This window comes from Vibrio metschnikovii CIP 69.14 (assembly GCF_000176155.1).
In the GTDB taxonomy this organism is placed as follows: Bacteria; Pseudomonadota; Gammaproteobacteria; order Enterobacterales; family Vibrionaceae; genus Vibrio; species Vibrio metschnikovii.
The window spans coordinates 555,330-572,231 of sequence record NZ_ACZO01000007.1; the positions used below are offsets into that span (position 1 = coordinate 555,330).

Genomic DNA, 16,902 nt, shown 5'->3' on the forward strand with positions numbered 1-16,902 from the left:
GGCCTGTCAATGCTCATAGCAATGTGTTAGGTAGTTTGGCTATAGCCGCTCTAAATTTTAAAGATCCACCTTCCTAACGATTTAGCGTGAAAAGACTAGCCCGAAAGTATATTCGGGCTAGGGTTAGTATTGAAAAGTGGTTTGCAAGGCGTTTATTGTGCGGCTTCCGCCGCTTCTCGTGCGTCTTTTTCTTTGTGGAAGGCTCTTTCTCCGACAAAGGCATAGAGCAAGCAAACAATAGACAAAATGCACGATGCAACAAGGATAAAGAATCCGCCATCCCAACCAAAATGGTCAACCGTATAACCTAAAATAGCGTTAGCGGCGACAGCACCACCGAGATAACCAAACAGTCCCGTTAAACCTGCTGCGGTTCCTGCGGCTTTTTTCGGCGCTAATTCAAGCGCATACAGACCAATCAGCATCACGGGGCCATAAATTAAGAAACCGATAGCGATTAATGCCAGCATATCAACGGTTGGATTACCGGCTGGGTTAAACCAGTAGACCAATACGGCTAGGGTCACTAAAACCATAAACAGAATGCCGGCAGGGGCGCGACGACCTTTAAAGACTTTATCTGAGATCCAGCCGCAGAGTAGGGTTCCGGGAATACCCGCCCACTCATAGAGGAAATAAGCCCATGAAGATTTATTCACCGTAAAGGCTTTAGCTTCTTGCAAGTAAACTGGAGCCCAGTCTAATACACCATAACGAATGAGGTAGACAAACGCGTTAGCAATCGCAATCGCCCATAACAGTTTGTTATTAAAAACGTATTTAAAGAAAATCTCTTTCGCTGTCATCTCTTTTTCATGAGATTTATCGTAATTTTCTGGGTAGTCATTTTTATACTCTTCAATCGGTGGTAAGCCGCAAGATTGTGGAGTATCGCGCATGGTTAACCAAGTAAATAGCGCCACCAGCAAGGCAAAGAAAGCCGGAACGTAAAAAGCCGCTTTCCAGTCACCACTGAAGGCCCATAAGCCTAGGATAAAAATAGGACCAATCAGCCCGCCACCCACGTTATGCGCAACGTTCCATACCGAAACAATTTCTCCGCGCTCTTTACGTGACCACCAATGCACCATAGTTCGACCACAGGCAGGCCAGCCCATCCCTTGGAACCAACCATTTAAGAACAGTAAAATGAACATCGCGGTAATGCTACTCGTTGCCCAAGGCATAAAGCCAAAGCAGAACATCACTAAGGCGGATAACACTAGGCCCGCCGTTAAAAAGTAACGAGGATTGGAGCGGTCAGACACGTTACCCATTAAGAACTTGGACAGTCCATAAGCGATAGAAACCGCAGCCAGTGCGACCCCCAGATCACCACGACTAAAACCTTGTTCAATCAAATAAGGCATCGCTAAGCTAAAGTTTTTACGGACTAAGTAGTAACCGGCATAGCCGACAAAAATACCGATAAAAAGCTGCCAACGCAGACGCGAATAGGCGCTATCAACTCGTTCAGAAGATAGCCGCTCAATGTGAGCATGTGGTTTAAAGATCCCAAACATAATGGCCTCGTAATGTAATTAGGTTGCTGGGGGAATAGAACATTCAAAATGGAGCGAACGAATAATGTTTTATTTTCGTTCGAAACTTTTCGAGAATTGTAGGTATGTTGCAAATTATTTCTGTGATGAATGAAGAGTTACAATTAATTTACTCATAAAAACAAATAATTAATTGGTTTTTATGAGTAATAAATAATCGAAATGATGGCATTTTGATCTTTAGTTTTTCCTAATAAAGCTTTGTTTTTATTAGATTGGTTTAATGTGACGCCATGCCTGCTCGTTCGAGAGTTCTTTCTTTGCAACGAATCAATGACCAATTTAGTTTGATGATCTGGCGGGAGAATAAAATTTGATGTCCCTCGTAGGAAAATGAGCGTTCAAAGTATGAGCAGTATAGATTTGGAAGGCAGGTTGTATTTTGGATCATCGATAGTGGTCCTTGACTTGGGTTATTAGTGAATCTTGCTAGCTTTAGGACGTATTGGGTTTGAAAAGACAGCCCATTTTTTATGGTGATGGTTGAGTTGGTTGATCATCGTAAAACATCGCCCTAGTTCATGGGTCATTACTAACATCGTCAGTGGAAGGAACCGAACAATGAAACATCGATTAGTCCTGAGTACTTTGTGTATCAGTTTATCTATTCCCTCATTAGCTTTTGCACATGGCTGGGTTGAGTTTCCCAGTGCGCGGCAAAATACGTGCTATTTAGATGGTGGGTTTTGGAGTAACGCTATACCTAATGCGGCTTGCCAAGCGGTTTATGATCAATCGGGAGCTTATCCTTTTGTGCAGCGTAATGAAGTGGCTGCGAATGTGGCTCGTTATCGAGATCTCGAGCAGGTGAAAGCAGTGATACCGGATGGTCAGCTTTGTTCTGCCGGTCACGCAGCTAAAGCTGGGTTAAATATTGTCTCTCCTCATTGGCAGAAAACACCGATTCAGCTAAATGAACATCATCAATTGGACTTAGTTTTTCATGCTGCAGTGCCACATAATCCTTCTTATTGGGAGTTTTACTTAACGAAACCAGAGTACGATCCAAGTCTACCTTTGACATGGGACGATTTAGAGTTAATTGATGAGGCGGGGAATGTCGCAGTAGGGGCTGATAGAAAATACCGATTTACGGTCAATTTCCCTGAGGGACGCAGTGGTGATGCGATTTTGTATACCCGCTGGCAGCGAATTGATCCGGCGGGCGAAGGGTTTTATAACTGCAGTGATATCACCTTTGTGGGCGGAGAGGCCCCAACGCCGCCTACTGAGCCGAGTGAATCCGAGCAACCGACAGATTTAACGGCATTAGGTTATTTTGTGCCAACGGGTTTTGGACCAGTAGAAAGCGGCGATAGTGTCCGATTTCGGACCTTTAACCAGCAAGGGCAAGAGCTGACGGATATTCATCTCGAGATTTCTGCCAATAACAGACACACTTGGCCTGTTGAACTGGCGGGTCAGTTTAATCAGCAGCAGGCGGGAGATTGGTATATCGGTATTTGGCATCAAGAAATGAACCACTATATGTTTGATAGCCGAAATATCCATACTAACCAAGTGTTTGCGCCGCATGGTCAGTTTAGCTATCAATTATCATTACAAAAACAAACACCGCCACCAGTGAACTCTGATAACGCTTGGCAAGAGAGCAAAACATACACCGCTGGTGACATTGTTGTTCACCAAGGGCGTGAATGGACCGCGCAGTGGTGGACGAAAGGAGAAGAGCCGGGAACCACCGGAGAGTGGGGTGTTTGGCGCTAAGATGAGTTAACTTCTTAGTGTGACTCCTGCTAATTGTTTGAAGTAGGCAGCAATATCGCTGCCTACTTCAAGTAGAAAAATCATAAAAATACAGCCAAGTTAAGGAGCGGTAACTCCTTCACTTGATTTGATATCTCGATTAATAGTGTACTTCCACACCAAGGGTAATGGTTCTGCCTGGATCGGGCATGCTGATCACCGCTCCGGGCTGGACTTGATAACGGTCAGTGAGGTTATTAATGGCCAAAAACAGCTGTGTGTTAGGGTTTAAGGCATATTGAGAGTAGAGATCAATTTTATAATCCGCTGGGATATCGATAATCGCACTGGCACCCGTGCCCGCTAACCAATTGCTTGGATTCGACTTACCGGAGTGATAAGAGACCTTGATACCAGTATCAAGTGTATTATTAAAAAATTGCGTGCCAAGATTGAGGTGTATGTTTTCTTTGGGGGGAATACGCGTTGGGGTTAATCCCCAAGCAAAGCCCATAGAATTACAGCGCTCGCTTTCTGCATATGCCGCTTGGTCTGTAGAGCAAATTTTGGTTTCACTGTATAAGGTAGCGGCAAGGTGAGCGTATAACCAAGCATAGTGATATTTGGCGCTCAGCTCCCAACCAGAGAGCTGCATTTTATCGTAATTGGTAAAGGTAAAGTTGGAACGCCATTCAGGCATTCCCGGCGTTTTGGGCAATACCCCACCAGAAATATAATTTTTAATGCTGTTTCTAAAATAAGACGCTGATAGATGAAGATTATCTCCACTCGCGATTGTATCCGTGCTATGCCATTGCACGCCTACCTCGTTATTGAACGATTGCTCAGGTTTGAGAGGGTTGAAAGGATTGTAGCTGAATACCTCATTCGATAGTGTCGTTTCATATAAGCTCGGCATTCGATAAGTACGTGAGGATTTCAAAAATAGCTGGGTACTTGGGGTGAGTTGGTAAGTCAGTTCACTCAGTAAATCCACTTTTTCTTTGTAATCGAGATGTTGCTTGGTTTGGTGGTCAGTGGACTTGGCATTGTGGACATTTAGCCCCAGTTTTATTTTCAGCGGTGCGTAATTTATATCGGCATTAGCAAAAATATTTTGTGTACGACGCTTACCATCACGTGAAGTCACGGTTTGGGTAAAACGCGTTTGTCCATCTTCTTCAGGCGATAAGCGCTCTTGCTGCTGCGCAAAACCATAAGTTAAACGCACCGGCCAGTCGGTCAATAAGCTCTCATTACTGACGCTAAAGCCGGAACGATCGTTGCTGTAGCCATGGAAATACTGCTCGGCATTAGTGCCGACGGCCCAAAGCCCGTTATATTGAGCGAGCTTCGCATCGGTGTACCACACATTGGCGTGTAGATTTAGCCAAGGATGATCAGGCTGATAGTAGTAATTGGCGGCATAAGTATTGACTTTCGCTGTGCCTAATCCCCACTGAGGCATCATCTCTTGACCATTGGGTAGTGGGTTGCCTTCTTGGTCATAATTAAATTTGTACCAATAAGCGGCCAAAACCTCACCGGCTTTTTGTTCGTGGTAACGATAGGTGAGATCGGCATTATGCGCGGTACGATTGTTGGTGGCTAATTTTAAGAGCCACGAATCACTTTCAAAGCTGGTGTTAACCACTTCTTGTCCTGGGCCAACCACCGGGTCTTGATAATCGTCATAGCCATTTTTACCGGAAAAATGGTTGCCTTTTGAGCGTTTACTATAGGCGAGTACGGTACTAAATAACTCATGTTGATAACCAAGGCCAATCATGGCTGAGCCGTGTTCAAATTTGTATTCAGAGTCACGGTTCGCTAATAAATAGCGGCCTTGTTGACGGTAATCGCCACTGACTTCTGGGGTACGATTATGGTTATTGGCCCGAGCTTTAAATATCACACCAAAAGAGCTGTCATCTTTAATTACATCGTTAATGGTTAGCGTGGTGGCGTTAACCACGCCGCCAACAGCGCCGCTAGCGTAAGGTGAACTATCCATGGTCGCACCTTGATGAACCGTCAAGGTGCTGAGTAAGTCAGTATCAATATAAGTTCGGTCACTGACGCCTTGGTAACCACGAGAGGTGTGAGTAGATTGCAAGCTGCCATCAATAAAAATCGGTACTCGACCTTCGCCTTGCAAGCCGCGAATGCCAATATCCAATGCGCCAGCTTCATTATGCATATTATTACTTTGTATGCTGGTGATCCCAGAAAAGATATCCGCATTGGCGATACCACGCATTTTGTCTAAATCACTGCGTAATCGTTGATGAGTAGGAATGGGTTGCCCCTGTACGGTGATGGTTTCATCGGTTTCTGATGGAGCGGCGGTTTCTGCTTGAGTTGCACTGGTCAACAGAAGAGGAATAAGAGCCAACAAAGGTTTCAACTGCATAATTTGATCCTTGTCAAAATGAGAGCAAGGATACTGATGTAATTGATAATTATTATCAATACGTTTTGCTGAAATAATTTGTGACTTGAATCACATTTTGATGCTGGTATTTTACCATTAAGTCAACGATTGCGATTTTTGGATTTCTTCATCGACCCACACCAGCAACTGTTTGATAGCTCTTGAGAGCAATTGGTTTTGGCGCACGATATAACCCAAACTGGTGGAAGAAAAGTCGGGCAGTGGGGTAAGCGTTGTGTGTAATGTCCTTTGCGGATTGACTGAAAACGTAGGGACAATCGCGACTCCGAACCCCGCTTCTGCCCAGTCAATTTGTGCATCCACACTACCGACTTCCATAATGCGATAGTTAGGCAGGTTCAGTTTCGGCAAACTGAGATCGATTAAATCTCGAGTACGAGTATCATGACCCAGCAGAATAAGCGTCGGTTCATCTACGGTGAGAGGAGCTTGTGAATGATCGCTAACCGCTAGGCTTTGATTCGCGGCCTGCGCCTGCCACTGCGCGAGTCCATTGCCGATTGCGCACCACTGCACCTCACGTAGCTCGGTAAAACTGAGTGGTGCTTCTTCTTTCTGCGCGATCACAAATCCCAAATCGGCTTTGGCCGTTTTCACCAGCTCTGCCGCTTGTGAAGAGGTGGTATTAAATAATGACAGGTCGATCCCCGGATAGGTTTTACGAAAGAGCTGAAAAGGGCCAATCAAGAGTAAGCGAGAGATGATATCGCTGGCTGCAATGGTTAAGGTGCCCTGATGAAGATGGTTAATGGCATTGAGATCGGCTTGGCAGACTTGTAATTCAAGTAAGGTTTTCTCTGCACTTTGCAATAATCGCTCACCCGCTTGAGTCAGTTGAAAAGGGTTACGTTCAATCAATTTGACTCGCGTTGCTTGCTCTAACTGTTTTAAATGCAAGCTAACGTTGGGCTGTGTCATGTGTAATGCCGCTGCGGTTTTACCAAAATGTTGATATTTCGCTAAAGTGACAAAGGTATTGAGCCAGTGAATATCAAGCATGATGGATCCTTAAACGAGAAAGCATTCAGTAAAGGTGATATGGAATTCTTATCAGAGTTATAATAATAATTAATTTTTCATATTTCAATCTTAGGCATAGGATGGTGGCACTTGCTTTTAAGGAGAGTAACTCATGTCGTCGATTGTTGTTGTTGGTGCTAACTGGGGTGATGAAGGTAAAGGTCGGATTGTTGATTATCTTGCCGATCAAGCTTCAGCCAGTGTTCGTTTTCAAGGCGGAAATAACGCCGGTCACACCGTAGTTAATGAATTCGGAACGTTTAAATTACACCAATTGCCGAGTGGCGTGTTTAATCCAGATTGTTTGGCGGTACTTGGCCCTGGTATGGTGATAAGTCCTGAGTTATTGTCAAAAGAGATGGCGGAAGTTGAGCAATCAGGCGTATCGCTACGCATGGCGATTTCCGATCGTGCGACTTTGTGTTTGCCTCTCCATGCTTTAGAAGACAGTTTAGAAGAAGCACGTTTAGGCGATCGCGCCTACGGCTCTACTCGTCAAGGCATTGCTCCGGCTTATGGTGACCGAGTGATGAAAAAAGGCATCTTAGTCGGTTGGTTAAAGCAACCTGAAGTATTACAAGAGCGCATTCAATTTTGGTTAGATTGGAAATTGCCTCAACTCAAAGCCCTTTACCCAAGTTTTGAGTTTACTCAAAGCGCGGCGGAAATGGCAGCATGGCTACTAGAGGTTGCTCAGCCATGGTTAGCATCCGTTTGTAATGTCACCGTACCGCTAAAAGCGATTCAAGCTCAGGGCGGAAACTTGTTGTTTGAAGCCCAGTTGGGTGCTGGCCGTGATTTGGTGTACGGAGAATATCCTTGGACAACATCCTCTCATGTAACTTCCGCTTACGCAGGTTTGGGCGGTGGTTTACCCGCATTGCGTCCAGAGCGAGTTATTGCCGTGGCGAAAGCCTTTAGCTCATCGGTTGGCACTGGCACCTTGATCACCGCGATGGAAGAGCAAGATGCGTTTCGTGAAAAAGCCAACGAGTTTGGCGCGACTACTGGTCGTCCACGTGATATGGGCTATTTTGATGCCGTAGCAACCCGTAATGGGGTTGAGCTACAAGCGGCCACCGAAGTCGCTTTGACCAAAATTGACTGCTTAACGGGCTTATCTGATCTGAAAATTTGTGTCGGCTATCAAGGTCATCACAGCGAAAACCCGATTTGGCCACAAACGGCAGCCCTTGCGCCTATTTATGAGCAAATGGAAAGCTGGCAAGAAGACATTACCGGTTGTCGCACTTTTGAAAGCCTGCCGCTTGCGGCTCAAAAGTACGTACTACGGATTGAAGAGCTACTGCAAGTGCCGGTATCGATGATTTCGGTGGGGCCTGAACGTGAGCAAATGATCTTACGTGGTTAAAGACCACTAATAAAGCTATCAGTCTCCCAGCACTTGCTCTGCTCGGGAGACTTTTTGTATGCTGTACCTCTCATTACCCACCGAGCCTAAGTGACATCATGTTAGAAAAAGAAAACCTACTCAAACTCGCCAGAATGCCCATGCCTTTTGGCAAATATGCTGGTAGGGTCTTGATTGATCTACCTGAAGAGTACCTACTGTGGTTCGCCAACAAAGGTTTTCCCGAAGGCGAGTTAGGCCAACTGCTTCAGCTGTGTCTGGCATTAAAAATCGAAGGTTTGGATAGTGTCGTTAAGCCACTTAAGCATAAACACTAAACACTCGAACTGTTCATGAGCACACTACACGATTGCGCCCCGAAGATTTTGCACGATACAATGCTCTATCCGCATCAAAATAAGCCGTCTCTATTGGATTATCTTTAGTTATATCTAACAATGAAATCCCGATGCTTACCGTAATACTCACCTCTTGTGGAAGGCATGGAAAGGTCAGTTCACTAACCGCTAAACGCAGATTTTCTGCATGTTCTACGGCATCTTGTAATGAAATATTCGGCAGCAGTACCATAAACTCCTCACCACCAAACCGCGCGACCGCATCACCTTCTCGAATATTTTGATTTAAGCTATGAGCAACGCAACAAAGTACTTGATCACCGATTGGGTGTCCGTATGTATCGTTAATTCTTTTAAAATAATCGATATCAATCAGTAAGATTGCAGAGACACCTTCTACCTTACGTAATCGAGTTAATTCTAACTGAATAAGCCCTGATAGGTATGCGCGATTAAACAGCCCCGTTAGGCAATCAGTACCTGCTTGATATTCAAGATGGAGTGTCTTCTCATCTACTTTGTGCCGTGCAAGCATAATAGAAGCAAAAATCACTAAAAATAGTAATAGGCTAAGAGAGCCACCCAGAAGTGCACTACTTTTTAAACTTTCATTGATGCGAGACTGAATGGATTCGGCAGATTTTTCTACCACTAACCAAGTATTCCAAGTATCCATAAAGCGTATCCAGAGTAATACCTCTGAATCATCTCTATTAGCAAAATTTAATGCTATGCCGTCTCTGTTTTTATCAAGAAAGTTGAACTCTATATCCCACAGATCGCTTAAGTTAAGCTGGTCCGCTAATAACTGTCGGTTTCTTGCATAAACCAGTTGACCATCTAATCGTGCTAGATAAACGTCAAAACCTTTAAGGCGGCCATAAGTCATCAGCAGATTACTAAAATCTTCGGTATCGACTCCCACGCCAGTAAGACCTAGAAATTCGCCATTATGATCAAAAAGAGGAGCATTAACCCATATGTGCAACTTATCTTCTTCAGCGTAATACCATGTATCTATATTGATATCTCGTAAGGTTTCACGATAAAGATAATACCATCCATCTCGTGATACATTATTGGGATCAAGTTTTATGATTCGCTGATCATCTGAATAGTAAGTCTCGGAACGATCACTGACTATGCTAGCATCCGCTAAACGAAATCGTAGACTAATGTCACGTAAGAAAGTACGTAATATATCAATATCTTGTTCGCCAGCTAGAATCCAGTCACGTATAAAATTATTATGCTGTAGTTCACCACTAATTCGATGATATTCGCCAGCTGTTCTATCGACGCTTGCCGCTAATGCCATACCTATGGAAGGTAATTCATAGTGTTGGATAAAGTGTTTAACTCTACGACTATCTTGCCAAGCATAAAAACTCGTGAGTACTAGGAATGCTAGAAACACCACCAAGCTTAGCGAATGAAATAGGCGATCTTTCATTACGTAGAGTCCAGACAAATATCATTGATGATTTTCATCCTAGTATAGAAAATCTAAATATCCTATTTTGATAAAAGCAACTTGTAGGGCGGTTCAAGATAAACTCGTTTTTAAGAATGGATCAAGAGATGGAATCTATTACAATCGTGATGCTTTAAGAACTTATGGTATGTGGAGCTATCGTTCTTATCCACTAGAATCTCGCTAAGTACACGTTGTGTAATTTGTTGTTGCCGTGCTGGTGGTGACGACAAATTACATTCAATTCAGCATGAGTTGACACTAAGTATGTTTGATTGGTGTATTTGGATGATGAGTAGGACTTGACCTTGCGTGAATCATGAAGGTGGAGAATAAAGCAATTTATAAGAGCTTGGTTTGGCTGATCGCTCTATCAAATAGTTCTTCGAGAAGCGATAAATTGCCGTGATAGCCTTGAATATTGGCTTCAATCCAGTGGTCTTTGGATACTTCAGGCCAATCCAGTTCATACCCTGCCACAAAGACTAACTCTTCAAAGAAAAATCGCGTTGCTCTGCCATTACCTTCGCGAAAGGGATGAACGATATTAATTTCACAGAAAATATCAGCAATCAGGCGCACAAACGCAGCTCTATCGACACAGTTACGTAGCTGAGGAATTCGTGCCAGCTGGCGGTTTAGCTCTCTTTCAATATAGAGACAATTACAAAAGCGCGTCGTGCCCTTGCTAATATCAACATCGCGATAGTTTCCAGCCCATGAGTAGACATCTTGAAAAAGTACCCAATGCAGGGTTCAAAAGTGCTCAACGTCGAATTGCTCTAAAGTAGAAAGGTGGCTGACGTAGTGGATATATCGGTATTCAGAAAAGGCGGTTTCCGCCTCATGCAGTTCATCACTGCCTTGAATATTCAGTTGATTTTCGAGTGTCTCCGAGTCGGGATAGCAATAATGATCCCGACTGACGCCGTACTTATCTCGCATATTGGCGCTTTAGGGCTTCTAGAGTTGAGGGTTTACCACTAGCGATTAGCCCCTCATAGGATGCGCTAACTTTGAAATTACTCAGCTTGGGCACAAATTTTCGTTCCACAGAGCGCTCTGGAATATCAATTTTGGCATGACTATTCTGCATATATTCTCTCAACCTTATGATGTCACGTTGTCAGTGTAATGGTGTGGCTAATCAGGATCAAATTCAAAAAATTTTATATCTCTCAGATTTGAAACTACGCACCGTTGCTATGCTTTGATCTCCTCTGATGGTCGAATTCATTGATGTGAATAGCGACCTAACACAGTATTGTTATAGGTAGTCATTTTTCTGATGTAGCGATAGTATTCGATCACTAGAAGAGCTGGTGCTAATTTTGAGTTTTTTGCCCTAGACCTTCATAGTAAAGGCTATTGCTTCACTACAATGACAGTAATGCCAAGTTGCTCAAGCCCCTGTAGATATTCTTTAGGAATACCTTCGTCAGTCACTATTTTATCAACTCGGGCGGTTTCAAGAATTTTATGTAGACTCACTTTGCCAAATTTAGATGAATCGGTTACAACAATCACTTCATCGGCAATATTGCACATTCTACGGTTAAGTCTTGCTTCATTCTCATTGTAGGTAGTAATGCCTTTTTCTAAATTAAATCCATCAACGCCAAGAAATAATTTATTAAAGTGATAGTGTTCTAGAATATTATCGGCTTCTATTCCATAGAAGGACATCGATTTTCTGCGAAGTTTTCCTCCCGTTAGCATGACTTCAACCCCTTCTGCAGAAAAAAGGGCGTTGGCGATATTTAATCCATTCGTCATCACTACTAGATCATGGGCATTTCTTAATGCTTCTGCAATATAGTAAGTTGTCGTACCTGAATCGAGTATTAAAGTATCCCCCTTCTCAATTAACGTTACTGCCGCTGCTGCAATTTTTTGTTTTAAGACTTTATTGAGTTGATTTTTATCTTCAACCGAGTGCTCATGAAGACGAATATCACCATCTTGAAGATATGCTCCTCCATAAGCACGTGTTGCGATACCTTGTTTTTCTAAAGCGGCTAGATCATTTCTAATCGTGACCGTTGAAACCCCAAATTTTTTCGAAAGATCAGTAACCTGAACACTTCCGTTTTTCTTCAGGAGTGCAATCGTGTGTTCACGTCTTTCGCTAGTATTCTTCACTTTTAGTTACCCTATTTTCTGATAATTACGACTTATCAATATTGTTGTTATGAGTAGGAATCAAAAGGACTATCATATTTCGTTTTGTTTCTTTTGTCTTCAGTTGCCTCTCAACACTTCATTTCTTTCGTTTTCCTTCTTTTTGTTTTTGTGAGTCACTTATCAATTGCTGTTTTCTTTTGTTTTTATTCGTTACGTTTTGATTTATGTTTAAATCATAAAATGAAAAGGAAAGGTAAGGAAAATGAACCCTCTTGTGGAAATCATTAAAAAGCACAAATCTGGAAAATCTGTTGGTATTTATTCTATCTGTTCAGCTCACCCACTGGTTATTGAAGCTGCAATTCAGTATGCCAAGAGTGACAATAGCGAATTATTGATAGAGGCAACATCAAATCAAGTAGATCAATTTGGTGGTTATACAGGCATGACGCCAAAAGATTTCAAAATAATGGTTAAACAATTAGCCACCAAAGCTGAGTTTCCTATAGAACGTATCATACTCGGTGGTGATCATTTAGGGCCAAACCGTTGGCAGCATCTAGATGCGGAAACGGCAATGAACTATGCAGAAGAGCAGATTGCAGCGTATGTCGCTGCGGGATTTCAAAAAATTCATCTAGATTGCAGCATGAGTTGCTTCGGTGATGAAAAGCCATTAACTGATTTTACTGTTGCGAAGCGTGCTGCTCGCTTAGCATTAGTGGCAGAGAAAACCGCCTGTCATTTATTTGGCCAATCATCATTAGTTTATGTAATAGGAACGGAGGTTCCGGTTCCTGGCGGTGCAGTAGAGGAACTCGATTGTTTACAAGTGACTCAGCCGCAAGCCGCTATTGATACAATAGAAACGCATTATTCAGCATTCTCTGACCTTGGTTTAGGCGATATCTGGTCACGTGTTATAGGTGTTGTTGTGCAGCCGGGTGTTGAGTTTGATCATCAAGGTATTATTGATTATTGCCCAGAGAAAGCACAGGCGCTGAGTAAAGTCGTTGAACGTTATCCTCATTTGGTGTTTGAAGCTCATTCGACGGATTATCAAACCGCACAGGCTTATAAAGCATTAGTTCGCGATCACTTTGCGATTTTAAAAGTCGGTCCAGCTTTAACATTTGCTTTGCGTGAAGCGCTATTTTCCCTCTCATGTATTGAAGAAGAATTGATTCCAGCAAGGCATTGCTCTGGATTGCGGCAAGTGCTTGAAGGTGCGATGCATGCTGAACCTAAGTATTGGCAGGGGTATTACGAAGGAGACAGCGAAACCCAGCGTTTAGCTCGCAGCTTTAGTTTTTCTGATCGTATTCGCTACTATTGGCCTGATCAAAAGGTCAATGACGGCTTAGCTGTGCTATTACAAAACTTACAAGATCATCCTATTCCTCTGCCGTTAATCAGCCAATATCTCCCCCTTCAGTTTCAAGCCATCCGTGAAGGTAGGCTCACTCCTGAGCCCAAGACAATCATTCTTAATAAAATTGGTGAAGTGGTTGCGTTATACGCTGCTGCTTGCCGTGATAAATAGAAGGTTAACCTTATGTATTTAAATATTTCTCAACAACAGCTAGCGACTAAAAATGGACTAGCCACGGCTAAAGAAATTACTCAGCAACCAGATGTCTGGCAAAGAACTTTGCAAAAGTTGATATCTCAGCAAGCCATTATTCATGATTTTATGAACTCATTCTTTTCTTATCCCAATGGACGCATTGTTTTAACGGGAGCTGGGAGTTCTGCGTTTGCTGGACGAGCACTTGCCCCTTATCTATCTGGAAAATTAAAGCGTCGAATTGATGCGATAGCAACGACTGATATTGTTGCCGATCCCGATGAGTATTTCGCTGAAAATTGTCCAACCTTACTCGTTTCTTTTGCTCGATCTGGTAATAGCCCAGAAAGCGTTGCTGCAGTTGAACTTGCTAGCCAAGTCCTTGATAACTGTTATCACTTGGTGATTACGTGTAATGAGCAAGGCAATCTGTATTTACGAGCCATGGGTGATTCAAGGAGTCTAGCATTATTAATGCCACCAGAAACGAATGACTTAGGCTTTGCGATGACCAGTAGCTTAACGAGCATGATGCTCGCTTGTCTATTCACGTTATTACCTCAGCAATTTGATAGTGAACGATTTCACTCGATAGAACAGGCGTGTCGTACCATTCTTAACTCTCAATTAGAAAGCATTATTTCCTTAGCTAGTTTACATGCAAACAAAGTGATTTATTTGGGGAGTGGTAGCCTACAAGGGGTCGCACAAGAAGCTGCATTAAAGTTGCTTGAGTTAACGGCGGGTAAGCTCTCCGTCACGTTCGATTCCCCTGTTGGTTTTCGTCATGGTCCTAAGTCGGTTGTCGATGATGCTAGTCTGATTTTTATTTTTATTTCGAATGATCCTTATACCCGCCAGTATGACCGAGATCTCTTGAGAGAGTTACGAGCGGAAAATAAAGCCTTGAAAGTGGTGGCGTTAACAACGGAAGTCGATGCCATGATTGCGGAAGGCGATTATTTTCAAATTCCAGATTTTGTGGGTGCGGATGATGCGGCACTGGTTTTTCCATTCTTACTATTTGCACAGATTTATGCGTTTACTCGCTCGTTTGATCTCGAAATTGGTCCAGATAATCCTTGTCCTAGTGGTGAAGTAAATCGCGTTGTACAAGGTGTCACTATTTATCCATTTAATCGTTAGAAAGGAATAGATAATGCCAAATATCGTATTAAGTCGTATTGATGAGCGTTTGGTTCACGGTCAAGTGGGTGTGCAATGGGTTGGGTTTGTCGACGCCAATATTATTGTTGTTGCTAATGACGAAGTTGCCGAGGACAGCATCCAACAAAGTTTGATGGAAATGGTGATCGCTGAAGGGATTGCGATCCGTTTCTGGAGCATACAAAAAGTCATCGATAATATTCACAAAGCCTCTGAGCGCCAGAAAATTTTGTTGGTGGCAAAAACACCGTCTGATTTTTTAAAAATAGTCGAAGGGGGAGTTCCAATCCAAGAAATTAATATTGGTAATATGCATTATGTGGATGGAAAAAAACAAATTCATAAAACCGTTTCCGTGAATGCACAAGATATTGAAAGCTTTCAACAATTAAAAAAACATAACGTGAAATGCCGTGTGCAGGGAGTCCCTACCGAATCTGCTACGGATATTTTTGAATTACTTTAATTATAAAGGAACTGAAAGATGGAAATAGGATTCATGCAAGCGTTGATGCTGGGAATACTCGCATTTTTCGCTGGATTAGATCTCTTCAACGGTTTAACTCACTTTCATCGCCCCGTGGTATTAGGCCCTTTAGTCGGCTTGATTTTGGGTGATTTACCTACGGGGATATTAGTGGGCGGAACATTAGAGCTAGTTTGGATGGGATTAGCCCCATTAGCGGGTGCTCAGCCACCCAATGTTATTATTGGGACTATTGTTGGGACGACGTTTGCCATCAGTTCTGGCGTGCCTGCTGATGTCGCTGTTGGGGTCGCGGTACCCTTTGCGGTTGCAGTACAAATGGGGATTACTTTCTTATTCTCTGTGATGGCACCAATGATGTCTAAATGTGACCAAATGGCAGATAACGCCGACACTAAAGGCATTGAACGCGTCAACTATTTTGCGCTACTGGTATTGGGTACGTTTTATTTCTTATGGGCTTTTCTTCCAATCTATTTGGGTGCAGAACACGCCAAGGTTGCTGTTGAAGCCCTACCTAAAACCTTGATCGATGGTTTAGGGGTTGCGGGTGGCATCATGCCAGCTATTGGTTTTGCGGTCCTGATGAAAATCATGATGAAAAATGCCTACATTCCTTATTTTATTCTTGGATTCGTCGCGGCAGCTTGGCTTGAACTTCCTGTGTTAGCGATTGCCGCTGCAGCACTGGCGATGGCATTGATTGATTTTATGAAAAAAGGAACAGACACCACTGTTGTTGCGACTAAACAAGAGGAATTTGAAGATGGAATCTAATCACAATATCGATGTCAACCAAGCACCTGACGTCCCACAAGATGAATATAGTGATAAATCGATTGGTACTGAGTTAACCAAATCAGACATTAACCGAATGGCATGGCGTTCACTACTATTACAAGCCTCATTTAACTTTGAGCGTATGCAAGCCGCAGGATGGTTATATGGGCTATTACCGGCACTAGAAAAAATTCATACCAACAAAAATGATCTATCCAAGTCAATGCGTGGGCATATGGGCTTTTTTAATACACACCCATTCTTAGTCACGTTTGTAATGGGCATTATTTTGGCGATGGAGCGTTCAAAACAGAATGTGAATAGTATCCAAAGTACTAAGATCGCGGTTGGTGCTCCCATGGGAGGAATTGGCGATGCCATGTTCTGGCTCACTTTGCTGCCGATTTGTGGCGGGATTGGTGCCGATCTCGCATTACAAGGCTCGATTCTTGGGGCGGTCGTTTTCTTCTGTTTATTTAACGTGGTTCATTTTGGCCTTCGATTTGGTTTAGCACATTACGCTTACCGAATGGGCGTAGCAGCGATACCGATGATTAAAGCCAATACCAAAAAAGTAGGTCATGCGGCCTCCATTGTTGGGATGACGGTGATTGGTGCACTGGTCGCGACGTATGTACGCCTATCCACTACGCTAGAAATTAATGCTGGTGATGCGGTGGTTAAGTTGCAAGCGGATGTAATTGATAAGCTGATGCCTGCATTCCTTCCATTAGTGTATACCTTGTTGATGTATGCCCTGGTTAAACGTGGTTGGAGCCCAATTAAACTGATTGTGGTCACGGTTGTGATGGCGGTTGCGGGTCGTTTTATCGGTTTCTTATAACATTT

The 16,902-nt window shown here is 43.2% G+C and carries 15 protein-coding genes; 8 read left to right on the top strand and 7 right to left on the bottom strand.

All coding sequences use genetic code 11. The features are described from left to right. Window positions 1-152: 152 nt before the first annotated feature. Window positions 153-1,523 carry a glycerol-3-phosphate transporter gene (gene glpT / locus VIB_RS14130; RefSeq protein ID WP_004396883.1) on the bottom strand — a complete coding sequence of 457 codons (1,371 nt, stop codon included), beginning with the start codon at window positions 1,521-1,523 and terminating at the stop codon, window positions 153-155. A gap of 600 nt (window positions 1,524-2,123) precedes the next feature. On the opposite strand from glpT, the gene VIB_RS14135 reads away from it, so the two are divergent. After that, a complete protein-coding gene (locus tag VIB_RS14135) occupies window positions 2,124-3,290 on the top strand; it encodes a lytic polysaccharide monooxygenase (RefSeq protein WP_004396884.1) in 1,167 nt (388 codons plus the stop codon). A 139-nt stretch (window positions 3,291-3,429) separates the two neighbouring features. Here VIB_RS14135 and VIB_RS14140 read toward each other — a convergent pair whose 3' ends face one another. Both VIB_RS14140 and VIB_RS14145 read right to left on the bottom strand, forming a co-directional pair. Continuing rightward, window positions 3,430-5,682, bottom strand: a complete 2,253-nt coding sequence (locus tag VIB_RS14140; RefSeq protein ID WP_004396885.1) for a TonB-dependent receptor domain-containing protein — start codon at window positions 5,680-5,682, stop codon at window positions 3,430-3,432. Window positions 5,683-5,799: 117 nt separating this feature from the next. Next, window positions 5,800-6,723 carry a LysR family transcriptional regulator gene (locus VIB_RS14145; RefSeq protein ID WP_004396886.1) on the bottom strand — a complete coding sequence of 308 codons (924 nt, stop codon included), beginning with the start codon at window positions 6,721-6,723 and terminating at the stop codon, window positions 5,800-5,802. Window positions 6,724-6,856: 133 nt separating this feature from the next. Between VIB_RS14145 and VIB_RS14150 the strand changes: the two genes are divergently transcribed. Continuing rightward, window positions 6,857-8,116, top strand: coding sequence for an adenylosuccinate synthetase (locus tag VIB_RS14150; RefSeq protein ID WP_004396887.1), 1,260 nt, complete (start codon window positions 6,857-6,859; stop codon window positions 8,114-8,116). A gap of 98 nt (window positions 8,117-8,214) precedes the next feature. Beyond that, window positions 8,215-8,433, top strand: coding sequence for a DUF3820 family protein (locus VIB_RS14155; protein WP_004396888.1), 219 nt, complete (start codon window positions 8,215-8,217; stop codon window positions 8,431-8,433). 13 nt (window positions 8,434-8,446) lie between these two features. On the opposite strand, the gene VIB_RS17100 is transcribed toward VIB_RS14155, so the two are convergent. The 4 genes from VIB_RS17100 to agaR form a co-directional block, all read right to left on the bottom strand. Then, window positions 8,447-9,907 carry a sensor domain-containing diguanylate cyclase gene (locus tag VIB_RS17100; RefSeq protein ID WP_004396889.1) on the bottom strand — a complete coding sequence of 487 codons (1,461 nt, stop codon included), beginning with the start codon at window positions 9,905-9,907 and terminating at the stop codon, window positions 8,447-8,449. 363 nt (window positions 9,908-10,270) lie between these two features. Then, window positions 10,271-10,681, bottom strand: coding sequence for a Fic/DOC family protein (locus VIB_RS17965; RefSeq protein WP_224215243.1), 411 nt, complete (start codon window positions 10,679-10,681; stop codon window positions 10,271-10,273). Between the two features lie 3 nt (window positions 10,682-10,684). After that, a complete protein-coding gene (locus VIB_RS17970) occupies window positions 10,685-10,873 on the bottom strand; it encodes a hypothetical protein (RefSeq protein ID WP_040905233.1) in 189 nt (62 codons plus the stop codon). Window positions 10,874-11,293: 420 nt separating this feature from the next. Then, complete coding sequence (gene agaR, locus VIB_RS14175) at window positions 11,294-12,070, bottom strand: transcriptional repressor AgaR (RefSeq protein WP_004396891.1); 777 nt, start codon at window positions 12,068-12,070, stop codon at window positions 11,294-11,296. A 244-nt stretch (window positions 12,071-12,314) separates the two neighbouring features. On the opposite strand from agaR, the gene kbaZ reads away from it, so the two are divergent. From kbaZ to agaE, 5 genes are read left to right on the top strand one after another with little or no spacing between them, the layout of a single operon-like run. Continuing rightward, the gene (gene kbaZ / locus VIB_RS14180; RefSeq protein WP_004396892.1) at window positions 12,315-13,595 is read left to right on the top strand and encodes a tagatose-bisphosphate aldolase subunit KbaZ; all 1,281 of its coding nucleotides are present in this window, start codon (window positions 12,315-12,317) and stop codon (window positions 13,593-13,595) included. A gap of 12 nt (window positions 13,596-13,607) precedes the next feature. After that, complete coding sequence (locus VIB_RS14185) at window positions 13,608-14,765, top strand: SIS domain-containing protein (RefSeq protein ID WP_004396893.1); 1,158 nt, start codon at window positions 13,608-13,610, stop codon at window positions 14,763-14,765. Between the two features lie 13 nt (window positions 14,766-14,778). After that, a complete protein-coding gene (agaV, locus tag VIB_RS14190) occupies window positions 14,779-15,252 on the top strand; it encodes a PTS N-acetylgalactosamine transporter subunit IIB (RefSeq protein WP_004396894.1) in 474 nt (157 codons plus the stop codon). Window positions 15,253-15,270: 18 nt separating this feature from the next. Continuing rightward, a complete protein-coding gene (agaW, locus tag VIB_RS14195; protein WP_040905236.1) occupies window positions 15,271-16,050 on the top strand; it encodes a PTS N-acetylgalactosamine transporter subunit IIC in 780 nt (259 codons plus the stop codon). Continuing rightward, window positions 16,040-16,897 (top strand): PTS N-acetylgalactosamine transporter subunit IID, encoded by an 858-nt coding sequence (gene agaE, locus VIB_RS14200; protein WP_004396896.1) that lies wholly within the window; start codon window positions 16,040-16,042, stop codon window positions 16,895-16,897. The genes agaW and agaE overlap by 11 nt, the downstream gene beginning before the upstream one ends. Window positions 16,898-16,902: the final 5 nt, after the last annotated feature.